This is a genomic window from Antarcticimicrobium sp. (assembly GCF_029212575.1).
Lineage (GTDB): Bacteria > Pseudomonadota > Alphaproteobacteria > Rhodobacterales > Rhodobacteraceae > Antarcticimicrobium.
Genome location: NZ_JARGPK010000022.1, coordinates 1 through 21,091, shown reverse-complemented (window position 1 = coordinate 21,091; position 21,091 = coordinate 1). Strand labels below are relative to the sequence as shown.

General features: G+C 68.3%; 24 protein-coding genes. 11 read left to right on the top strand and 13 right to left on the bottom strand.

Annotated elements, in window-relative coordinates:
* Positions 1-21: 21 nt before the first annotated feature.
* From P1U75_RS04430 to P1U75_RS04395, 8 genes are read left to right on the top strand one after another with little or no spacing between them, the layout of a single operon-like run.
* A complete protein-coding gene (locus P1U75_RS04430) occupies positions 22-1,302 on the top strand; it encodes a nucleotide sugar dehydrogenase (protein ID WP_300240270.1) in 1,281 nt (426 codons plus the stop codon).
* Between the two features lie 43 nt (positions 1,303-1,345).
* Positions 1,346-2,536: a hypothetical protein gene (locus P1U75_RS04425; RefSeq protein WP_300240267.1), complete on the top strand. Its 1,191-nt coding sequence runs from the start codon at positions 1,346-1,348 to the stop codon at positions 2,534-2,536.
* Entirely contained in the window at positions 2,533-3,777 is a 1,245-nt protein-coding gene (locus tag P1U75_RS04420) for a glycosyltransferase family 4 protein (RefSeq protein WP_300240265.1), read from the top strand. Before P1U75_RS04425 ends, P1U75_RS04420 begins: the two co-directional genes overlap by 4 nt.
* Positions 3,774-4,853 carry a glycosyltransferase family 4 protein gene (locus tag P1U75_RS04415; protein WP_300240262.1) on the top strand — a complete coding sequence of 360 codons (1,080 nt, stop codon included), beginning with the start codon at positions 3,774-3,776 and terminating at the stop codon, positions 4,851-4,853. Before P1U75_RS04420 ends, P1U75_RS04415 begins: the two co-directional genes overlap by 4 nt.
* The gene (locus tag P1U75_RS04410) at positions 4,850-5,440 is read left to right on the top strand and encodes a histidine phosphatase family protein (protein ID WP_300240260.1); all 591 of its coding nucleotides are present in this window, start codon (positions 4,850-4,852) and stop codon (positions 5,438-5,440) included. Before P1U75_RS04415 ends, P1U75_RS04410 begins: the two co-directional genes overlap by 4 nt.
* Positions 5,437-6,573, top strand: a complete 1,137-nt coding sequence (locus P1U75_RS04405; protein ID WP_300240257.1) for a glycosyltransferase — start codon at positions 5,437-5,439, stop codon at positions 6,571-6,573. The genes P1U75_RS04410 and P1U75_RS04405 overlap by 4 nt, the downstream gene beginning before the upstream one ends.
* Positions 6,570-7,337 carry a polysaccharide deacetylase family protein gene (locus P1U75_RS04400; protein ID WP_300240254.1) on the top strand — a complete coding sequence of 256 codons (768 nt, stop codon included), beginning with the start codon at positions 6,570-6,572 and terminating at the stop codon, positions 7,335-7,337. Before P1U75_RS04405 ends, P1U75_RS04400 begins: the two co-directional genes overlap by 4 nt.
* Positions 7,334-7,810, top strand: coding sequence for a class I SAM-dependent methyltransferase (locus tag P1U75_RS04395; RefSeq protein ID WP_300240252.1), 477 nt, complete (start codon positions 7,334-7,336; stop codon positions 7,808-7,810). Before P1U75_RS04400 ends, P1U75_RS04395 begins: the two co-directional genes overlap by 4 nt.
* 88 nt (positions 7,811-7,898) lie before the next feature.
* Here P1U75_RS04395 and P1U75_RS04390 read toward each other — a convergent pair whose 3' ends face one another.
* Positions 7,899-9,041: an alpha-D-ribose 1-methylphosphonate 5-triphosphate diphosphatase gene (locus tag P1U75_RS04390; protein WP_300240249.1), complete on the bottom strand. Its 1,143-nt coding sequence runs from the start codon at positions 9,039-9,041 to the stop codon at positions 7,899-7,901.
* Between the two features lie 47 nt (positions 9,042-9,088).
* On the opposite strand from P1U75_RS04390, the gene P1U75_RS04385 reads away from it, so the two are divergent.
* Positions 9,089-9,790 carry a DUF1045 domain-containing protein gene (locus P1U75_RS04385; protein WP_300240246.1) on the top strand — a complete coding sequence of 234 codons (702 nt, stop codon included), beginning with the start codon at positions 9,089-9,091 and terminating at the stop codon, positions 9,788-9,790.
* Here P1U75_RS04385 and phnN read toward each other — a convergent pair.
* From phnN to phnG, 7 genes are all read right to left on the bottom strand, one after another.
* Positions 9,772-10,332, bottom strand: coding sequence for a phosphonate metabolism protein/1,5-bisphosphokinase (PRPP-forming) PhnN (phnN, locus tag P1U75_RS04380; RefSeq protein ID WP_300240243.1), 561 nt, complete (start codon positions 10,330-10,332; stop codon positions 9,772-9,774). The two genes, P1U75_RS04385 and phnN, sit on opposite strands and share 19 nt — an antisense overlap.
* Complete coding sequence (gene phnL / locus P1U75_RS04375) at positions 10,329-11,012, bottom strand: phosphonate C-P lyase system protein PhnL (protein WP_300240331.1); 684 nt, start codon at positions 11,010-11,012, stop codon at positions 10,329-10,331. Before phnL ends, phnN begins: the two co-directional genes overlap by 4 nt.
* Positions 11,013-11,052: 40 nt before the next feature.
* The gene (gene phnK, locus P1U75_RS04370; protein WP_300240241.1) at positions 11,053-11,823 is read right to left on the bottom strand and encodes a phosphonate C-P lyase system protein PhnK; all 771 of its coding nucleotides are present in this window, start codon (positions 11,821-11,823) and stop codon (positions 11,053-11,055) included.
* Between the two features lie 88 nt (positions 11,824-11,911).
* Positions 11,912-12,772 carry an alpha-D-ribose 1-methylphosphonate 5-phosphate C-P-lyase PhnJ gene (locus P1U75_RS04365; RefSeq protein ID WP_300240240.1) on the bottom strand — a complete coding sequence of 287 codons (861 nt, stop codon included), beginning with the start codon at positions 12,770-12,772 and terminating at the stop codon, positions 11,912-11,914.
* Positions 12,769-13,860 carry a carbon-phosphorus lyase complex subunit PhnI gene (locus P1U75_RS04360; protein ID WP_300240239.1) on the bottom strand — a complete coding sequence of 364 codons (1,092 nt, stop codon included), beginning with the start codon at positions 13,858-13,860 and terminating at the stop codon, positions 12,769-12,771. The genes P1U75_RS04365 and P1U75_RS04360 overlap by 4 nt, the downstream gene beginning before the upstream one ends.
* 4 nt (positions 13,861-13,864) lie before the next feature.
* A complete protein-coding gene (phnH, locus tag P1U75_RS04355) occupies positions 13,865-14,443 on the bottom strand; it encodes a phosphonate C-P lyase system protein PhnH (RefSeq protein WP_300240238.1) in 579 nt (192 codons plus the stop codon).
* Positions 14,443-14,901, bottom strand: coding sequence for a phosphonate C-P lyase system protein PhnG (gene phnG / locus P1U75_RS04350; RefSeq protein ID WP_300240236.1), 459 nt, complete (start codon positions 14,899-14,901; stop codon positions 14,443-14,445). The genes phnH and phnG overlap by 1 nt, the downstream gene beginning before the upstream one ends.
* Before the next feature lie 102 nt (positions 14,902-15,003).
* On the opposite strand from phnG, the gene phnF reads away from it, so the two are divergent.
* Positions 15,004-15,714, top strand: coding sequence for a phosphonate metabolism transcriptional regulator PhnF (gene phnF, locus P1U75_RS04345; RefSeq protein WP_300240235.1), 711 nt, complete (start codon positions 15,004-15,006; stop codon positions 15,712-15,714).
* Positions 15,715-15,724: 10 nt separating this feature from the next.
* Here phnF and P1U75_RS04340 read toward each other — a convergent pair whose 3' ends face one another.
* From P1U75_RS04340 to phnC, 5 genes are all read right to left on the bottom strand, one after another.
* The gene (locus P1U75_RS04340; protein ID WP_300240233.1) at positions 15,725-16,339 is read right to left on the bottom strand and encodes a DapH/DapD/GlmU-related protein; all 615 of its coding nucleotides are present in this window, start codon (positions 16,337-16,339) and stop codon (positions 15,725-15,727) included.
* A 91-nt stretch (positions 16,340-16,430) separates the two neighbouring features.
* On the bottom strand, positions 16,431-17,783 hold the full coding sequence (gene phnE / locus P1U75_RS04335; protein WP_300240232.1) for a phosphonate ABC transporter, permease protein PhnE: 1,353 nt from the start codon (positions 17,781-17,783) through the stop codon (positions 16,431-16,433).
* A gap of 3 nt (positions 17,784-17,786) precedes the next feature.
* Positions 17,787-18,653 (bottom strand): phosphonate ABC transporter, permease protein PhnE, encoded by an 867-nt coding sequence (gene phnE, locus P1U75_RS04330; protein WP_300240231.1) that lies wholly within the window; start codon positions 18,651-18,653, stop codon positions 17,787-17,789.
* Between the two features lie 88 nt (positions 18,654-18,741).
* A complete protein-coding gene (phnD, locus tag P1U75_RS04325; protein ID WP_300240230.1) occupies positions 18,742-19,641 on the bottom strand; it encodes a phosphonate ABC transporter substrate-binding protein in 900 nt (299 codons plus the stop codon).
* Between the two features lie 55 nt (positions 19,642-19,696).
* Positions 19,697-20,521 (bottom strand): phosphonate ABC transporter ATP-binding protein, encoded by an 825-nt coding sequence (gene phnC / locus P1U75_RS04320; RefSeq protein ID WP_300240229.1) that lies wholly within the window; start codon positions 20,519-20,521, stop codon positions 19,697-19,699.
* Positions 20,522-20,689: 168 nt separating this feature from the next.
* Between phnC and P1U75_RS04315 the strand changes: the two genes are divergently transcribed.
* Positions 20,690-21,091 (top strand): ribulose-phosphate 3-epimerase (locus P1U75_RS04315; protein WP_300240227.1); only part of this gene is annotated, 402 nt, incomplete at its 3' end.

Here is a 21,091-nt window from a genome sequence, read left to right as displayed (position 1 = left end):
TGCACGAAACAGAGACGGGCGATGACCAGGCAAGGCATTCAGGACAGGATCGCGGTGCTGGGTCTCGGCTATGTCGGGCTGCCGCTGGCGGTGGCGCTGGCGCGCGGCGGATACGATACGCTGGGCTTTGACACCGACACCGCCCATATCGCGGCCCTGCGCGACGGGCAGGATCGCAACGGCGAAGTCTCGGCGCAATCGCTGGCCGCCGCTGGCGCCCGGTTCTCGGACGATGCCGGCGACCTGGCCGGCTGCACGGTGTTCATCGTCGCCGTGCCCACCCCGGTCACCGATGCCAAGACCCCGGACCTGGAGCCCCTGCGCGCCGCCTGCCGCACCATCGCGCCGCATCTCGTGCCCGGGGCAATGGTCGTGGTCGAATCCACCGTCTATCCCGGCGTCACCGAAGAGGTTTGCGGCCCGGTGCTGGCGGCGGGCAGCGGCCTGACTCTTTTCGACGAGATCAAGCTGGCCTATTCGCCCGAACGGGTGAACCCCGGGGATGCGGAACATTCGCTGGAAAACGTGGTCAAGATCATCTCGGCCCAGGACAAAGACACGCTGGACCGGGTCGCGGCGCTTTATGCGCCGGTGGTCAGGTCCGGGCTGCACCGGGCCAGCTCGATCAAGACCGCCGAGGCCGCCAAGGTGATCGAAAACACCCAGCGCGACCTGAACATCGCGCTGGTGAACGAGTTTTCGCTGATCTTCTCGCGGCTTGGCCTCGACACGCTGGAAGTGCTGGAGGCTGCCGGGACCAAGTGGAACTTCCTGCCGTTCCGGCCCGGCCTGGTCGGCGGGCACTGCATCGGCGTCGATCCCTATTACCTGACCTACCGCGCCGAACAGCTGGGCTATCACCCCGAGGTGATCCTGGCCGGGCGCCGGATCAACGACCAGATGGGCAAGCATGTCACCCACGAGCTGATCAAGGCGCTGTTGGCGCGCGGCACCGACCTTGCCGGGGCGCGGGTGCTGGTGATGGGCTTTACCTTCAAGGAAAACTGCGCCGACACCCGCAACACGCGGGTGGCCGATATCGTGTCGGAACTCAGCGCCTATTCGATGAAGCCGGATGTCTACGACCCCTGGGTCGATGCTGCGGCGGTGCGGTCAGAATACGGTATCGCCCCGGTGGCGTCGCCCGAGGCCGGGGCCTATGATGCCATCATCGTGGCCGTGGCGCACAGGGAATTCGTCGATATGGGGTCTGCGGCCATTCGAACCTTGGGCAAACCGGCGGCGGTTCTGTACGATATCAAGGGTATTTTCGGCAAATCGGGCGCGGACCTGAGGCTTTAGCGATATGATGAGCGGCGCGACATTCTCTGGCAAGGCGCAGCGCATGGACCGTGCGCCCCGTGTCATGCTCTACAGCCACGACACCTTCGGGCTGGGTCACCTGCGCCGGTCGCGGGCGCTGGCGGGGGCGATCACCCGGGCCGACCCCACCGCCTCGGCGCTGATCCTCACCGGATCGCCTGTGGCCGGGCGCTTTGCGTTTCCGCGCCGGGTCGATCATATCCGCCTGCCCGGCGTGACCAAGCGCAGCGACGGCTCCTATGTGGCACAGACATTGGGCATGGACATCGAGGAAATCACCGAGCTGCGCGCTGCGCTGATCGAAACCTCCGCGCGGCAATACGACCCCGACATCCTGATCGTCGACAAGGAACCCTCCGGCTTTCGCGGCGAGCTGCTGCCGACGCTGCAGTGCCTGCTCGAAGGCGGCCGGGCGCGGCTGGTGCTGGGGCTGCGCGACGTGCTCGACGACCCCGACCTGCTGGCCGTCGAATGGGCGCGCAAGGGCGCGGTCGAGGCGATGCGCAGCTATTACGACGAGATCTGGGTCTACGGGCAGCACGATTTCTACGACCCGGTCGCGGGTCTCGAGCTTGGCCCCGAGGTGCGCGCGCGGATGCACTGGACCGGCTATCTGCGGCGCGAGCTTGGCCCCTCCGAACCCCCGGCCGAGGACAGTCCCTATATCCTGATCACGCCGGGCGGCGGCGGCGACGGCGAATTCATGGTCGATCTCGTGCTTTCCGCCTATGAGCGCGACCCGGCGCTGGCGCCGCGCGCGGTGATCGTCTACGGCCCGTTCCTGTCGGGCGAGACCCGCGCCGATTTCGAGGCGCGCGTCGCCCGGCTGGAGGGCCGCGTCACCACCGTCGGCTTCGAATCGCAGATCGAGCCGCTGTTCGCCCATGCTCAGGGCGTGGTCTGCATGGGCGGCTACAACACCTTTTGCGAGGTACTGTCGTTCGACCAGCGCGCGGTGATCGTGCCGCGCACCGTGCCCCGGCTGGAACAGTGGATCCGCGCCAGCCGCGCCGAGGAACTGGGGTTGGTGCGCATGCTGGAGAACGGCCGCGACGGGCTGACGCCCGAGGCGATGATCCGCGCCATCCGGAACCTGCCCAACCAGCCGCTGCCGTCTCAGGCGATGCACGACGAGCTGCTGGGCGGGCTCGACTACGTCACGCGGCGGGTCGGCATCCTTCTGGCCGAACGGCGCGGACAGGCCGCGGAATGAGCGCGACATCGCCGCTGGCCGTTCTGGTCAAGGGCTGGCCGCGTCTGTCGGAGACCTTCATCGCGCAGGAACTGGTGGCTTTGGAGCAGGCCGGGCTGCGCTTTGACATCTGGTCGCTGCGCCACCCCACCGACACCAAGCGCCACCCGCTGCACGACCGGCTGCGCGCAAGGGTGCGCTACCTGCCCGAATACCTGTTCGACGAACCCGGTCGCGTGGCCCGCGCCCGCGACGCCGCCCGCGCCCTGCCCGGCTATGGCGCGGCCTATGAGGTCTGGCGCGCCGATCTGCGCCGCGATTCCACCCGCAACCGGGTGCGCCGCTTTGGCCAGGCCTGCGTGCTGGCGACCGAACTGCCCGAGGACACGCGCGGCCTCTATTCGCATTTCCTGCACGCCCCCTCCTCGGTGGCGCGCTATGCCGCGATCATGCGCGGGCTGCCGTGGAGCTATGCGGCCCATGCCAAGGACATCTGGACCTCGCCCGAGTGGGAAAAGCGCGAAAAGCTCGCCGGTCCCCATGCCGCCGCCTTCGGGGTCACCTGCACCGCCTATGGCGCGCGGCACCTGCGCGACCTGGCGGGCGACGCGGGCAAGGTCGACCTGATCTATCACGGGCTGGACCTGTCGCGGTTCCCCGATCCCCCGGCGCGGCCCCTGCGGGCCACCGGCGGCCCGCTGCATCTGCTCTCGGTGGGGCGGTTGGTGGAGAAAAAGGGATTCGACCGGCTAATCGCCGCGCTGGCGCTGCTGCCCGGAGACCTCGATTGGCGCTGGACCCATATCGGCGGCGGCGATCTGCTCGCGGCGCTGCAGGCACAGGCGCAGGCGACGGGCATCGCCGACCGGATCGACTGGCGCGGCGCCTGCGACCAGCCCGAGGTGATCGCGGCGATGCGGGCGGCCGATCTCTTCGTGCTGCCCAGCCGGATCGCCGCGGACGGCGACCGCGACGGGCTGCCCAACGTGCTGATGGAGGCGGCCTCGCAACTGCTGCCGATCCTCTCCACCGCCGTGGCCGCGATCCCGGAATTCATCGTGGGCGGCACCCACGGGCTGCTGGCCGGGGACGACCCCGAGGATCTGGCCGGCGCCATCGCCACCATGGCGCGCGACCCCGCGCGCGCGCAAGCCATGGCCGAGGCCGCCCGCGCCCGGCTGATCGCGGAGTTCACCATGCAGCCCGGAATCGACCGATTGGCCGCCCGGCTGCGGCAGATGATCGGCGCGCCCGCGCCATGACCCGCGTCGCCTTCTACGCGCCGATGAAACCGCCCGGCGATCCGACCCCCTCGGGCGACCGGGAGATGGCGCGCAACCTGATCGCCGCCATCGGTGCCAAGGGGGCGCAGGTCGAGGTGGTCTCGGACCTGAAGCTGCACGAGAAATCCGGCGATCCGGCCCGGCAGGCGGCGCTTAGACAGGCGGCGGCGGCCGAGACGGCGCGACTGAGCGAAACGCTTCGCGACAGGGGGGTCGCCCTCTGGGTCACCTATCACAATTACTACAAGGCCCCCGACCTGATCGGCCCTGCCACCTGCGCCGCGCTGGGGCTGCCCTATGTCCAGGTCGAATCCACCCGCGCGAAGAAACGCCTGACCGGCCCCTGGGCGGATTTCGCGCGCGCGGCGGAAACCGCCTGCGACGCGGCTGCGGTGATCTTCTACCTCACCGCCAACGACCGGATCACGCTGGACCGGCACCGCGCCCCGGGGCAGCGGCTTGTTCACCTGCCGCCGTTCCTGCCTGCCGACACCCTGCCACCCGCCTCCGCCTGCTCCGGTCCGATGCTGACCGCCGGGATGATGCGGGCGGGGGACAAGCTGGCCTCTTACACCATCCTCGCCGAGGCGCTGGCGCAGGTGCCGGGCGACTGGCGGCTGGAGATCGCCGGCGACGGCCCGGCGCGGGCGCAGGTCGAGGCGCTGATGGCCCCCTTTGGCGACCGGGTGCGCTTTCTCGGTCAGCTCGACCGCGATGCGCTGGTACGGGCCTATCAACGTGCGTCGCTGTTCGTCTGGCCCGGCGTCAACGAGGCCTTCGGCATGGTCTACCTCGAGGCGCAGGCGGCCGGGTTGCCGGTGGTGGCCCAGGACCGCCCCGGCGTGCGCGACGTGCTGCTGCCGGGCGATTACCCCGCACCCGGGAACGGCCCGGTGGCGCTGGCGGCGCAAATCACCGCGCTGCTGGGCGACCCGGAGTTGCGCAGGACCCGCGGCACGCAGGCCCGCGAAATGATCGCCAGATCCCACCTGCGCCCGGCAGCGACCGATCGCTTCTGGACCGCCGTCACCCCGCTGCTGGAGGGCACCGCATGATCCGCCTCGCGCTGATGCGTCACGGGCATACCGACTGGAACCGCGCGGGCCGGATCCAGGGCGCCAGCGACATTCCGCTGGACGATCAGGCCCGTGCCGAGCTTTCTGCCCTGCGCCTGCCCGCCCCCTGGGACGCGGCCGAGTTGTGGTCAAGCCCGCTGCAGCGCGCCGCCGAGACCGCCGAACTGGTCGCCCGCCGCGCACCGCGCACCGCGCCGGAGCTGACCGAGATGAACTGGGGCGACTGGGAGGGGCAGCGCGGCACTGACCTGCTCGCCACCCCCGGCAGCGGCTTTCGCCATATCGAGGACTGGGGCTGGGACTATCGCGCGCCGGGGGGGGAAAGCCCGGGGGAACTCTGGACCCGCCTGCGCCCCTGGCTCGCAGGTCTCGACCGCGATGCGCTGGCGGTCTGTCATATCGGCATCATGCGGGTGCTGCTGGCCCGCGCCCACGGCTGGGATTTCGCAGGCCCCGCACCGTTCAAGGTCAAGCGCAACCGGCTCTATGTGCTGCACATCGACGGCGACACCCTGACGCCGGAGGGCGAGCCGACCCGCCTGATCCCGGCGGAGACGGCGCCATGAAGGTGATGATCACCGTCACCCACCTGCTCGGCACCGGCCACCTGAGCCGCGCGCTGACGCTGGCCCGTGCCTTCGACGCCGCCGGGCACGAGGTTCTGCTGGTCTCCGGCGGCCGCGCGGCGCCGCATCTGCACCCGGGGCACCTCGGCTGGCTGCAACTGCCGCCGCTGGCCTCGGACGGCACTGATTTCACCCGCCTGCTGACCGACGCGGGAGCGGAGGCCGACGCGGAATACCTTGAGGCCCGCAGGATCGCCCTGCGCCACGCGCTGACCGGCTTCGCCCCCGACATCCTGATCACCGAGCTCTACCCCTTTGGCCGCCGCGCGCTGGCCGGGGAATTCCTGTCGCTGCTGGAAACCGCGCAGGACCAGACCCCCCGCCCCGTCGTGCTGTCCTCGATCCGCGATATCCTCGCGCCGCCCTCGAAACCCTCCAAGGCCGGGCGCGCCGAAGAGATCGTGACGCGGCTCTACGACGCCGTTCTGGTGCATTCCGACCGCCACGCCACCCGGCTGGAGCAAAGCTGGCCAGTCACCCCGGCACTGGCGGACAAGCTGCGCTATACCGGCTATGTCGCCCCCCCTGCCCCGGTGCCGCACCCGCAGGGGCTCGGCGCGGGCGAGGTTCTGGTCAGTGCCGGTGGCGGCGCGGTCGGCGGGCCGCTGTTTCGCGCCACGCTGGAGGCCGCCCGTCTGCGCCCCGCGCTGCATTGGCGCCTGCTGGTGGGCGGCAGTGATCCGGCGCTGCTCACCGAGTTGCAGGCCATGGCCCCGGCAAACGCCACCGTCGAAGCCGCCCGCCCGGAGTTCCGCCAGATGCTGCCGCACTCCGCCGCCTCGGTCAGCATGTGCGGCTACAACACCGCGATGGACCTGCTCCAGACCGGCACCCCCGCCGTGCTGATCCCCTTCGACGCCGGCAAAGAGGAGGAGCAGAGCCTGCGCGCCGAAAGCCTTGCCAGGCTCCCGGCGGTCGAGGTGCTGCGCAGCGCCGATCTGACGGCCCCGGCACTGGTCGCCGCACTTGACCGCGCCCTCGCCGCCGGTCCCCGCCGCGACAGCGGCCTGAAATTTGACGGCGCGGCACAATCCGTGGCAATCGCCACCCAGATGGCAAAGGCACGCGCATGACCCTGGACTGGACCCCGCTCGACCGGGAGTTTGACCGCTGGCGGCAGGCAGGGATGACCCTGCCGCTGTGGTGGCGCGACGACGATGCGGTGGCCCCCAGTGCGGCGCTCGACAGGCTGACCGCGCTGGCCACTGAGGTCGGGCTGCCAGTGCATCTGGCCATCATTCCCGCCCGGGCCGCCCCCGACCTGGCCGAGGTGGTCGCGATCCACCCCCGGCTGATCCCGGTGGTGCATGGATGGGCGCATGAAAACCACGCCCCCGAGGGCGCGAAAAAGGCCGAGTTCGGCGCCCATCGCCCCCTGCCCGACATGGCGCGCCAGGCGCGCGACGGGCTGCTGCGGCTGCGCGCGCTGATCGGCCCGGCGGTGCAGCCGATGTTCGTGCCGCCCTGGAACCGCATCGCGCCGGAACTTCCGCCCGCTCTTCCAGGGCTGGGATACCGCATGATCTCCACCTTCACCCCGCGCAAATCGGCGCTGGTCGCGCCCGGGCTGGTTCAGATCAACACCCATCTCGACCCGATCGACTGGCGCGGCAGCCGTTCGCTCGCCGATCCGGGCGCGCTGATCGCGCAACTGGCCGCCCAGCTTGCCGACCGCCGCGACGGCCATACCGACAGTACCGAACCCTACGGGGTGCTGACCCACCATCTGGTGCATGACGCGGCGATCTGGGACTTCACCCGCGCGCTGCTGAGCCGCCTGTGCGCCGGGCCCGTCACCCCCTGGACCGCCGCCACCGAACCGAAGGACATGACATGAGCCGACTGGATTCCATGCTGCGCCGCCTCGCCGCGCAACGCGACGGGCTGAACTGGGCCGCCGAAAAGATCGCCGGGCTGGAGGGCGACGTGGTCGACCTCGGCCTCGGCAACGGGCGCACCTATGACCACCTGCGCGAGATCCTGCCGGAGCGCCGCATCTGGGTGATCGACCGGGTGCTGCAATGCCACCCCTCCTGCACCCCGCCGGAGGCGGATTTCCTGCAGGGCGAGGCCGAGCCGATGCTGCGGGAACTGGCCGCGAAAGGCGCCCGCATCGCGCTGGCGCATTACGATTTCGGCTTCGGCATCAAGCAAAAGGATGTCGCCGAGGCCGCCCGCCTGTCGCCGCTGATCGCCGATGTGATGCAGCCCGGCGGGCTGATCGTCTCGGGCCAGCCGTTGGTGGGATTCGAACAACTCACGGGGCCGGACACCATCGCCCCCGACCGCTACCTGTTCTACCGGGCCTGAGCGGGCACTCCCGGCCCCGGTCTTTTCTGGCCGAAAATACTCCCGCCGGAGGCACGCGCCAAAGGCGCATCCCCCTCTTGCCACCGGGTCAGGCCACCCGGCGGCCGCGCGACCACACCCCGGAGAGCGCCGGCACCTCGCCGCGCAGGCGGAACCGGATCAGGTCGGCGCGCTTGCCCGGCGCCAGCGTGCCGCGATCCTCGAGCTTGACGGCCCGCGCCGGGGCCTCGGTGACCGTGGACAGCCCGCGCGCCATGTCGCCCCAGACCTGCCCCAGCCGCACCGCCGCGTAGAGCAGCGCAGAGGGCACGTAGTCCGACGACACGATATCCAGCAGGTCGCTCTCGGCCAGCTCCGCCGCCGCCACGTTGCCCGAATGCGACCCGCCCCGCACAAGGTTTGGCGCGCCCATCATCACCGCGATACCATGGGCGCGGCAGGCCCGAGCCGCTGCGATCGTGGTGGGGAACTCGGCCAGCCGGATGCCGTAGCCGGCCGATGTCTCGACCTGCGCCCCGGTGGTGTCGTCATGGCTGGCCAGAACCGCGCCGAACCGCCGCGCCTGCGCGACCGCGCCGATTTCATGCGCGTCGCCGACCTTGCCCCGCAGCGCCGTCAGCTGGGCGACATGGCGACGGAAATCGTCCTCGCTCATCGCGTGCTTGCCCTTCACGTAGGCCTCGAACTTGGCAAGGTCGCGAAACTGCCGCTGGCCCGGCGTGTGATCCATAAGGCTGACCAGCCCGACCCGGTCATCGGTGCCGAACTCCGCCAGTTCCTCCAGCAGGGTCTCGGAACAGACCTCGGCGCGCAGGTGCAGGAAATGGCTGATCTTCAGGGCCTCGGCGGCGCGCAGCTCCAGCAACTCGCTGGCCAGCCCGCGCGCATATTTCAGGTAGCGCCCGGTGCCGGAGGGGATCGATCCGACCCGCATCGCGTCGAACACCGTGGTGATGCCGGCGCCGGCCAGTTCGGCGTCATGCGCCATGATCGCCGCCGCATGCGGCCAGTCGACCCTAGGGCGCGGCTGGATGTGGCGTTCCAGGTTATCGGTGTGCAGCTCGATCAGGCCGGGGGCGACATAATCGCCGCCGCAATCCACAGCGCCCGTCGGAACGGCGGCGCCGCTGTCGATCGCGGCGATGGTGCCACCGGTCACCCGAAGGCTGCCGCGCAGGGTTTCGCCGGGCAGGACCAGCATGGCATTGGCAAGGCATAAGTCTTCTGTCATCTGAACATCGCATGATTTGAGGAACGGGACAGCCAGCCGGAGCCGACATGAACATCGCGGGTGATTTTCAACGTTACGCCATCTATTATTCGCCCCCCGCCGATGCGGCATGGGCCCGGTTCGCCACCCACTGGCTGGGCTGGGACATGGAGACCGGGGCAAAGGTGCCGCACCGGCCGGTTTCCGGCCTGCCGCTGCCGGTGCAGGAGATCACCGAAACGCCGCGCAAATACGGGGCGCACGCCACAATCAAGCCGCCGTTCCGGCTGGCCGGGGGCATGACCCGCGAAGGGCTCGAGGCGGCCTGCGCCGCGCTCTGCGCCGCGCAGGCGCCGCTGCGCATGGACGGTCTGGCGCTGACCCGGCTGGGCCGGTTCCTGGCCCTGCGGCCCGTGGGCGACACCGCCGCGCTCGACGCGCTGGCCGCGCGCGCGGTCGCGGCGCTGGACCCTTTCCGCGCGCCTGCGCCGGAGGCCGAGCTGGCCCGCCGCCGCGCCGCCGGCCTCTCGCCCGCGCAGGAGGAGAACCTGGCGCGCTGGGGCTATCCCTATGTCATGGGCGAGTTCCGGTTTCACATCACCCTGTCGGGCAAGCTGCCGAAACCCGCGCTCGGTGCGGTCGAGGCGGCGCTGACCCGGGATCTTGTGCCGTTGCTGCCCAGCCCGTTCGAGATCGGTGAACTGGCGCTGGTGGGCGAGGATGCGGAAGGGCGGTTCCATCTGATCCATCGCTACGCGCTTTCCGGCTGAAGCCGGGCCAGCACGGTATCGACCGTGACCTCGATCGGCCCGCTGTTGTCGACCTCGATCACCCGTCGCAGCCCTTCGGGCAGCGGCGCGCCGGCGCGGTCGAGACGCCGGGCGCGGTCAGCGGCATCCTCACGCCCGCGCGCCGCGAGCCGCCCGGCCAGAACCTCCGGCGCGGCGATCAACGACAGCACGATCAGGGAACCAAACCGATCCTGCGCAGCGCGCAGGACCCCGCGCGACAGGTTGACCAGCACCGCCCGCGCGCCCCGGCGCAGATCGTACACTTCGACCGGGATTCCGTACGAAAGCCCGTGCGCCTGCCAGTGCAGCGCGAAAGCCCCCGCCGCCGCCATCTGCGCGAAAACCTCCGGCGTCACCCCGGTGAACGCCTCGCCGCCCGCATCCTCGGGCCGGGTGATCACCCGGCGCTGGATGCGAAACCCCGGGTCGCGCGCGGCCAGCGCCGCCATAACGCTGTCCTTGCCCACGCCCGAGGGGCCGACGACAGCGATGATCGGCGCGAAGGGGGCCGGATCGTTCATGCCGCCGCCTGCGGGGTGAAGGCCGAGACATCCGCTTCCCGATCGCAGACCCGCGCCCGCGCCGCGTCGTCGTGGAAGATGCCGACGATCGCCGCGCCGCGCGCCTTGGCGGCTTCGATCAGCTCCAGCACCACGGCGCGGTTGACGGGATCGAGGCTGGCGGTCGGTTCGTCCAGCAGCAGCGCGGGATAGTCATGGGCAAATCCGCGCGCGATATTGACCCGCTGCTGCTCGCCGCCGGAAAAGGTCGTGGGCGATAGCGACCACAGCCGTTCGGGGATATTCAGTCGCGCCAGCAGCTCCGCCGCCCGCACCCGCGCCTTTTCCTCGTCCACGCCCAGCGCCAGCAGAGGTTCGGCCACCACGTCCAGCGTCGGCACCCGTGGCACCACCCGCAGGAACTGGCTGACATAGCCCAGCACCTCGCGGCGCAGCGCGATGATATCGCGCGGCTCGGCGCGGGCCACGTCGGTGCCGCCCACCAGGATCCGGCCCGCGTTGGCGCGGTAGTTGCCGTAGATCATCCGCATCAGGGTCGATTTCCCCGCCCCCGAGGCGCCGGTCAGCGCCACGCATTCGCCCGGCGCCACCCGCAGCCCGGCCCCCGCCATCACCGGAATCACCGCGCCGCCCTGGTTGTTCAGAACAAAGCTCTTGGCCACGCCGGACAGGTCGATCATCGCGCTCTTCTTTTCGCCTGAAATACTCATAATCCGCCCTTCACACCTGCAAGACCGAAGAGACCAGAAGCTGGGTATAGGCATGCTGCGGATCGTCCAGCACCTGGTCGGTCAGACCGCTTTCCACCACATGCCCGTCCTTCATCACCATCAACCGGTCGGCCAGCAGGCGCACCACCGCCAGGTCATGGGTGACGATCAGCGCGCTCAGCCCCATCTGCCGCACCAGCCCGCGCAGGAGATCGAGCAGGCGGGCCTGAACGCTCACGTCGAGCCCCCCGGTCGGTTCGTCCATGAACACCAGCCGCGGCTCTGTCACCAGGTTGCGGGCGATCTGCAACCGCTGCTGCATCCCCCCCGAAAAGGCGCTGGGGCGGTCATCGACCCGGTTCTCGGCGATCTCGACCCGGTCCAGCCAGTCCACCGCGCGGGCGCGGATGTCGCCGTAGTGGCGCGCGCCCACCGCCATCAGCCGTTCGCCGATATTGCCGCCGGCGCTGACGTTCATGCGCAGCCCGTCCCGGGCGTGCTGGTGGACAAAGGCCCAGTCGGTGCGCCCCAGCATGCGCCGCGCGGGCTCCGACATGGTGACGGTATCCACCGGCCCGTCGGCCCTAGTGTCGAAGATCACCTGCCCCGCATCCGGTTTCAGATGACCCGCGAGGCAATTGAGCAGGGTCGACTTGCCCGAGCCGCTTTCGCCGACGATTCCCATCACCTCGCCCGGGTAGAGATCGAATTCGACATCCGCGCAGCCGATCCGCGCGCCATAGCGCTTCTCGATGCCCCTCACTTGCAACAGCGGCGTCATTGGCTTCCCTCCTTGCAGGAAATTCCAACGCCCGGAATTTTCGAAAATTCCGGACAAAATTCTTCTAAGAATTTTGCACATTCACACATCACGCCGCCTCCTCGCCCAATCGACCCACATGACCCGCCTCGCGCCGCGACCGGCAATAGTCGGTGTCGGAGCAGACGAACATCCGGTTGCCGGCGTCGTCGAGGATCACCTCGTCGAGGTAACTGTCCTCGGCGCCGCAGAGGTCGCAAGCATGATCGGCCTTGGTCGGCTCAAACGGGTAATCCTCGAAATCGAGGCTCACCACCTTGGTATAGGGCGGCACCGCATAGATGCGCTGTTCGCGCCCGGCACCGAACAGCTGGATCGCCGCCATTTCCAGTTTCGGGTTGTCGAATTTCGGGATCGGCGAAGGGTCCATCACATAGCGATCCGACACCCTGACCGGGTAGGCATAGGCGGTGGCGATGGCGCCGTGCTGGCTGATGTCCTCGTAGAGCTTCACATGCATCAGCCCGTATTCCTGAAGGCTGTGCATCTTGCGCGTCTCGGTCTCGCGCGGCTCAAGGAACCGCAGCGGTTCCGGGATCGGCACCTGGTAGACAAGGATCTGATCCTCTCGCAGCGCCGCCTCGGGGATGCGGTGGCGGGTCTGGATGACGCTGGCCTTTTCCGTCTCCTCCGTCACTGCCACGCCGGCGGTCTTTTCAAAAAACTTGCGGATCGACACCGCGTTGGTGGTGTCGTCCGAGCCCTGGTCGATCACCTTGAAGGTATCCTCGGGCGTCAGCGTCGCCGCCGAGACCTGCACGCCGCCGGTGCCCCAGCCATAGGGCATCGGCATCTCGCGGCTGGCGAAGGGCACCTGGTAACCAGGCACCGCCAGCCCCTTGAGGATGGCGCGGCGGATCATCCGCTTGGTCTGCTCGTCCAGATAGGCGAAGTTGTAATCTTGGGTCATTCCGCCGCCTCCCTTGTCGCGTCCGCCCCGGCCTCGCGGCGCAGTTTGCGCACCAGTTCCAGTTCGGACTGGAAATCCACGTAGTGGGGCAGCTTGATATGCTCCAGGAACCCGGTGGCCTGGATATTGTCGGAGTGGCTGAGGACAAACTCCTCGTCCTGCGCCGCCGCGCCGAGATCGTCCTCGCCCAGCTCGCGCCAGCGCAGCGCCCGGTCGACCAGCGCCATCGAGATCGCCTTGCGCTCGGTTTGGCCGAACACCAGCCCATAGCCACGGGTGAACTGCGGCGGCTCGGTTTTCGATCCCTTGAACTGGTTCACCGTCTCGCATTCGGTCAGTTCGACCTCGCCGATCTCGATGGCGAACCCCAATTCGGGGATCTCCATTTCGACGGCCACGGTGCCGATGCGCAACTCGCCGACAAAGGCGTGATTGCGGGCGTAACCGCGCTGGGTCGAGTACGCGAGCCCGAGCAGAAACCCCTCGTCGCCCCGCGTCAGCGATTGCAGGCGGATGTCGCGCCCGGCGGGAAACGACATCGGTTGGCGGGTCAGGTCGCCGGGCGCGGCCTCGCTCTCCGGTTCGCGCTGGATGATGTCCTCGCCGGCGAGGAATTCGGTGATATGCGGCGTCGGCTGATGGCGCGGCGCGGCCTTGGGGGCCTCTAGCGACTCTCCCCCCTCGGCGGCGAGTTTGAAATCCAGCAGCCGGTGGGTGTAATCGAAGGTCGGGCCCAGCACCTGCCCGCCCGGCGCATCCTTGAAAGTGGCGCTGATGCGCCGGTCGCAATCCATCGCGCCGGTGTCGACGGGTTTCGTCGCGCCAAAGCGCGGCAGGGTGGTGCGATAGGCCCGGATCAGGAAGATCGCCTCGATCAGATCGCCCCGCGCCTGCTTGATGGCCAGCGCCGCCAGATCGGGATCATAAAGCGACCCCTCGGCCATCACCCGGTTCACCGCGAGGGAAAGCTGCTCGCGGATCTGGGCGAGGCTGAGCTCGGCCACGTCGCCGTTGCCACGCCGTTCCTCGGCCAGCCAGGCATGGGCATTCTCGATAGCGCGTTCGCCACCCTTCACGGCGACATACATCGGCCTAACCCTCCGAAATCTGCGTGCTGCGCGGCAGCGCGGCGATCCGCCCGCCGCAGGTGAAAAAGAAATCCAGCCCCAGCGGGTAGAGCATGGCATTGCCCGCCAGTGCGGCCGGATCGGGCAGCGAGAGCGCCGCGCTGTCCTTGATGCCGGGGCCGCGCAGGCTGGCGCCGGCCTGTTGCAGCGCCTCCAGCTCGACGATCAGCGTGGCGGAGCGGTCGGGGTATTCCGGCGTGCCGATGCGGAAACGGTCCAGCGGCAGCAGATCGGCCCAGCGCCCCACGGCAAAACCGGCCCGATCCGCACTGACCACCGGCGCGCCGGTATGAAAGGCGAGCCAGCCGCGCATCTCCGCGCTGTCGCAGGCCCCGGCGAGATGCACGCCGGTTTCCGGATCGCAGAGCGTCAGCAGCAGCGTACCGGCGGCGGCAGAGAGCGGCGCCGGCGGCCGGGCCATGTCCAGGTCGCGGATCTCGCCCGGCCGGGCCATCACGTTCATCGCGGCGCGAAAGGCGCGGGCCGACTCGATCGCCGGATCGGAAAAGCCGCCCGCGATGGCGGTCGTTGCGGTCGCGGTCATCAATCCTCTCCCCGCACCAGAGTGAAGAAATCCACCTTTGTCGCGGCGGCCTTGGCCGCCCGGGCGGTGCGGGCCGTCTGCATCGCCTCTTCCAGCGGGTCGAGAATGGCCGCGCGCACCGCGCCTCCCGCCTCGGTCTGCATCAGCGCGTCGATCAGCGCCGCCGCCTCGGCCCGCGCCGCGCCGCGCCCCTGCACGTATCCGTGCCCGACCGCACCCTCGGCTAGCGCCAGCGAACAGCGCGTGACCGTCATCTCGCCCAGGTTGAAGGGGGCGCCGGTGCCGCCCATGCGGCCGCGCACCATCACTGCGCCGGTTTCCGGGCGCCGCAGCCAGTTGAACTCCGGTCGCGGCGAGAACGCATCCCAGAGCGCCATCAGCCGGCGCTCTGGCGCCCGGGCCAGAAGGCTCATCCATCCGCGGCGCGCCTCGGTGCCGTTTATCCCAGTTTCGTCCATGAACGCCTCTTGGCCGGGTTGTCTATTTATACTATACAACTATACAAATAATAGCCGGAGCACGCTTCCGGCGCAATTGCCCTGATGTGAATATTTGGTGACATGGCCCGCACACCGCTCTGGAAATCCATCGCCATTGCCCTGACGGCGGATATCGCCGAACAGCGCTATGACACCGGCGACCAGCTCCCTACCGAGGCGCAGCTGGCGGCGAAATTCGGCGTCAACCGGCATACCGTGCGCCGGGCGCTGGCGGAAATGGCCGAACAGGGCCTGGTGCATGCGCGGCGCGGGGCCGGGGTTTTCGTGGCCTCACGCCCGACGGACTACCCGATCGGCAAGCGGGTGCGGTTTCACCGCAATGTCGCGGCAGGCGGCCAGTTGCCGGCCAAGAAGCTGCTGACGCTGGACATCCGCGCCGCCGACAGCCGCGAGGCCGAGGCACTGGACATCGCGCCCGGGGATCCGGTTCTGGTCTATGACGGGTTGTCGCTGGCCGACGATGCGCCGATCGCGCTGTTCTGCAGCACCTTCCCGGCCGGGCGGTTCCCGGGCCTGCGCGACGCGCTGAGCGCGACCCGCTCGGTAACCGAGGCGCTGGCGCGCTGCGGCGTGCCCGACTACACCCGCCGGCAGACCCGGATCACCGCCAAGCAGGCCAATGCGACCCAGGCGCTGCACTTGCGCGTGGCCGAGGGCGCGCCGATCCTGCGGACGGTCGGGGTGAATGTCGATCCAAAGGGGCGCCCGGTGGAATACGGCCGCACCTGGTTCGCCGGCGACCGGGTCACGCTGACCGTGGACGGGACGTGACCAGGGCAATCTATTCGTATTTTTCCAGAAACGCCTCGGCGCTCAGCGCCCGGAAATCGGGCAGTTCGGCGCGCAGCCGGTCATGATCCCAGTCCCACCAGGCCAGCGCGATCATCCGCTCGGCGACCTTGGGCGGCTGGCGGTGGCGGATCACCTTTGCCGGCATCCCGGCGACGATGGCATAGGGCGCGACATCCTTGGTCACAACCGCGCCCGAGGCCACCACCGCCCCGTCGCCCACGGTCACCTCGGGCTTGATGATACAATTGTGGCCCAGCCAGGTGTCATGGCCGATCCTGGCCCGGCGCGACGCGCGATGGGCAAAGAACTCGGGATCGAACGCCTCCCCGTCCCAGTAATCCGCCGAACGGTACAGGAAATGATGCAGGCTGGCGGTGTGCAGCGGGTGGTCGGTCGGACCGACGCGCGCGTAGCTGGCGATATTGGCAAACTTTCCGATGGTCGCATTGGCGATGTCGGTGGCGCGGTCGGTATAGGAATAGTCCAGGAATTCCGAGTTCTGTACCCGGCTGCCGCTGCCCAGTTCGCAATAGGCGCCGAAGGTTGTGTTCACCACCTCGCAATCGGGATGGATGACGGGGTCAGTGGGGCTGAGGCGGGGCATGGCAATAATCCTTTATTGCTAGACAGTTTATGCGGGCGCGGGCATCTTCTTCTCGTTTCCATATACTCCCGCCGGAGGCGGACCGGAGCCCTCAGCGCCCGCTCTCGTCGCCCGCGATCAGCCTCCGCCGCAACCAGCCCGAGAACCAGTCCATCACCATCACCATCGCGATGATGAGAATGATGTAATAGGCCACCTCTTCCCAGTCCTTCTGGGTGATGATCGCCTGGGTCAGCAAGAGCCCGATGCCGCCCCCCGTGATCGCACCGATGATCGTCGCCGACCGGGTGTTGGATTCCAGGTAATACAGCACCTGGCTCAGCAGCACCGGGGTGATCTGCGGGATCACGCCGAACCGGTAGCGTTGCAGCGGCTTGGCCCCGGTCGAGGCGATGCCCTCGATCTGCTTGTTGTCCACGTTCTCCAGCGCCTCCGAGAACATCTTGCCGAAGCTGCCGGTATCGGTGAGCAGAATGGCCAGCGACCCGGTCAGCGGACCGGGGCCAAAGGCGCGCGACAGGATGATCGTCCAGATCAACCCGTCGACCCCGCGCACGAAATCGAACAGGCGACGGACCCCGAACCGTGCGGCAGCGACCGGGGTAAAGTTCCTTGCCGCAAGGAACGCCAGCGGCAGGGCTACGATGGCCGCGCCCATGGTGCCGAGAAACGCCATCAGCACGGTTTCGAAGATCGCCCACAAGACATCCTTGTGGCGCCACATGGCATTGTTCCAGACATCGTGCACGATCGCGGCGAGGTTGCTCTTGTCCGCCACGACCCGGTCGCCGGACAGGGCAAGCCTCAGCAATTCTGTCGGCAACTTGCCATAGAACGGACTGTCCAGGGTGAACCAGAACAGCTCCCACCCGAAGGAATAGCGGAACACCTCGGTGCGGGCGCGGGTGACGCTGGCGCGGCCCCCCTTGCCGGAGATCGTCACCCGCGAAGAGCCCGCACTGATCCAGTCGGGCACCGCGCCGTCCGGGGTTTCGAGCAGGATCTCGCGGCCCTCCACCGTCGCCGTGACGGTGCCGTAGCCCGGCACTGTATAGCGCAACGTCGGCCCGTCGATCTCGGCGTTTTCCCCGGCGGTCAGGACGACGCGCGCCGTGCTTTCGCCGGTCAGCGTCACGAAGTCCGGGGTCATGCCCTCGGGATAGGTGCCCTTGTTCTCGCCCTCGATGGCGATGCTCAGCCCGCCGGTGCGATTGTCATGGGTGATGTGGGTCTTGTGGCTGTAGCTGTCGGCGACCAGAACCGCGGCATTGTCCATGCGCGCGCGCTCGAGCAGATCGGGAATGTCGAAGGCGAAGAACAGGTAGACGAAATAGGCGAGGATCACGACCGGCGCGGCAAAGGCGACCAGACGCTTGCGCGCGAGCAGCGCGGTGGCGGCGTCCTTTTGCCGGGACAGGGCGGGGATATCTGCAATCGCGGTCATGGATCAGGACTTTCCGACAAGCTTGTTGCGGTAGTGGCTCGACAACTGGTCGAAGAAAACGATGGTCAGGAACAGCAGGATGAAGATCGCGGCCACCTCGTCATAGCGGCCCTGCCCCCAGCTGAAAGCGTTCTTGAGGTCATAGCCGATGCCGCCCGAGCCCACGAAGCCGAGGATGGCAGAGGCGCGGATATTGATCTCGAAGCGCAGCAGCGCATAGCTCAGCCAGTTCGGCGCCACTTGCGGCACCACGCCCAGCAGCATGCGCTGGGTCCAGCTTGCGCCGACCGAGGCCAGGCCCTCGATCGGCTTGAGCGAGGCGTTTTCGTTGACCTCGGAGAACAGCTTGCCGAGCGCGCCAGTGGTGTGGAACGCGATGGCGATCATCGCGGGTACCGGGCCGCCGCCGAGCACAAAGATCAGCACCAGCGCCACGACGATCTCGGGCACCGCGCGGGAGATGTCCATCAGCCGGCGGAACAACGGGATCAGCCGCGGAAACCGCGCCAGCCCGCGGGTCGACAGCAGCGACAGGACGATGGCCGCCAGGGCACCCACCAGGGTCGAGGCCGCGGCGATGTTGACCGTCTCGATCAGCGACGGAAAGAACTTCACCATCAGCGCGGGAAGCAGCGCCACCTTTTCGGCGGCCTCCGACACCACCTCGCCGGGGAAGATGAAGATGTTCAGGATGCCGCCCCAGAACCCGCCCGCATTGCGGCTGTCGGCCAGCATGAACCCCGATGTCATCATGGCGACGAAGACGATCAACACGATCCCGCCGTACATCTGCCTGGTGCGGGTCATCGCCGTGTAGGCCTCGCGCAATTTCGGGCTTTCTGCGTCGTGACCCAGCGCGGTTTCGGTCATGTGGTCTGCTCCTGAAACGGAAGATCCGGGTCACCCCCGGAAAAATGGCCGGCCCTGCGGGGGACCGGCCAAAGATGCAGCGCGAGGCTTACATCTTGGATTTGCGCGCCTCGATGATCGAGAGGTAGGCGTCATGGTTGATCGGCATCAGGCCCAGCGCCTCGCCGGCCATGAAGTTATAGGCACAGTCGGCATCCATGTAGGGCAACGACGCGATCAGCGCGGTCATGTCGATCTTCACGCGCTCCGGCAGGTCCTTGCGCAGAACGATCGGGCCCTCCGGGATCGGCTTCGACTTCCAGATTTCGACCAGGTCGTTCATGTCGACCAGGCCGGCATCCGATGCCTTGCGCAGGGCGCCGGAGTTATAGCCGTCTTCCCAGTTGCCCAGGCCGTCGGCCCAGGTCACGCCGCCATCGACGTCGCCGTTGTTCACTGCAACGATGGTCTGCTCGTGACCGCCGGTGAACTTCACTTCACCGAAGTAGTCGCCCGCCTCCATCGAGGCACCGGTGGTTTCCGGGATCTCGATCGAGGGGATCAGGTAGCCCGAGGTCGAGTTGGGATCGCCGAACCCGAACACCTTGCCCTTCATGTCCTCCAGCGAGGTGATGCCGCTGTCCACACGGGCGAAGCCGACCGAGTGATAGCCGTAGGAGCCGTCGACGTTGACCTTGACCAGAACCGGTTCGACCGCGTCGGGGTTGGTCAGCCAGGTCTTGGCATAGCCCGAGGCGCCCAGCCAGGCCATGTCGATGGTGCCGCCCAGCAGGCCCTGGATCACGCCGTCATAGTCGGCCGGGGTGAACAGCTTGGTCGGAACACCCAGCAGGGCCTCGGTCTTGGCGCGGAAGCACTCGTTCGAGGTCATGCGGTCCTGGGCGTTCTCGCCGCCGAGGATGCCGATGCGGAATTCGCTGATGCCTTCGGCCAGGGCCGGGGCGGTCAGCGCGGTGGTCGCAACGATGGCGGCAAGCAGTTTCTTCATCTTTCACTCTCCAGGTTGTTGGACCCGGCCCCCTGCGGACCGGGCGTGGAAATTCTCAGATCAGCACCTCGGCCCGGGGTTTCGCCGTCAAGGCGGGGCCGTCGAGCGCGTCGATCTCGGTCGAGGTCGCGGCCTCGGAGAAGCTGGCATCGGCGCCGTAGATCTCGCGCGCCACGCCGGTTGTCAGCTGCTCGGGCAGCCCGTCGAACACGATGCGCCCGTCGCGCATCCCCACCACCCGGTCGCAATAGCGCCGGGCGGTATCCAGCGTGTGCAGGTTGCAGATGACGGTGCGGCCGTCTTCTTCGTGGATGCGGCGCAGCGCCTCCATCACGGTCTGGGCGTTCATCGGGTCGAGGCTGGCGATCGGCTCGTCGGCCAGGATCATCTTGGGGTCCTGCATCAGCGCGCGGGCGATGGCGACGCGCTGCTGCTGCCCGCCCGACAGCGCCTCGGCGCGTTTCGGCGCGTGCGCGGCGATGCCCAGCCGGTCGAGGATGTCGATGGCCCGATGGATGTCTCCGGTCGGGAAAAGGTTGAACATGGTGGACAGCGTCGAGCGGCGGTTGAGCGTGCCGTGCAGCACGTTCGAGACCACGTCCATGCGCGGCACCAGGTTGAACTGCTGAAAGATCATCGCGCAGTCGGATTGCCAGGCGCGCTTGTCCTTGCCGGTCAGCGTGGTCACGTCGCGCCCGTCGAACAGGATCTGCCCCTCGGTCGCGTCGGCCAGGCGGTTGATCATCCGCAGCAGGGTGGATTTGCCAGCGCCCGACCGTCCGATGATGCCGATCATTCCGGGCTTGTCGATATGCAGCGTCGCGGTATCCACCGCGGTGTTCTCGCCGAACCGTTTGGTCAGTTTCTCGATGCGCAGCACGGGCTACCCCTTGTTCTGTCGGGGTCTGACCTAGCGGCGCTGTTCAAAAGCTTTGTGTCAGCGTGGTGAATGTTTCGTGACGCCCGGATCGCGCCCTCTCGTCAATTCGCCCTACCCACCGGGGGCGCGGGCACATATATGCAGAGCAGGCCAAGCGGAGATATACCGATGAGTTTCGACCGTTCCATCAAGATCGCCCCCTCAATCCTGTCGGCCGATTTCGCCGATTTCGGGCGCGAGATCCACGCCATCGAGGACCAGGGCGCCGACTGGGTGCATGTGGACGTGATGGACGGCCATTTCGTGCCCAACCTCACCTTCGGCCCGCCCGCCGTCAAAGCCTTCCGACCGCATGTGAAAACCGTGATGGACGTGCACCTGATGATCGCCCCGGTCGACCCCTATATCGAGGCCTATGCCGAAGCCGGCGCCGATGTGATCACCGCCCATTTCGAGGCCGGACCGCACCCCCACCGCACCCTGCAGGCGATCCGGGCGGCGGGCTGCAAGGCCGGGCTGGCGCTGAACCCCGGCACGCCGGCCTCTGCCGTCGAATACCTGCTCGACATG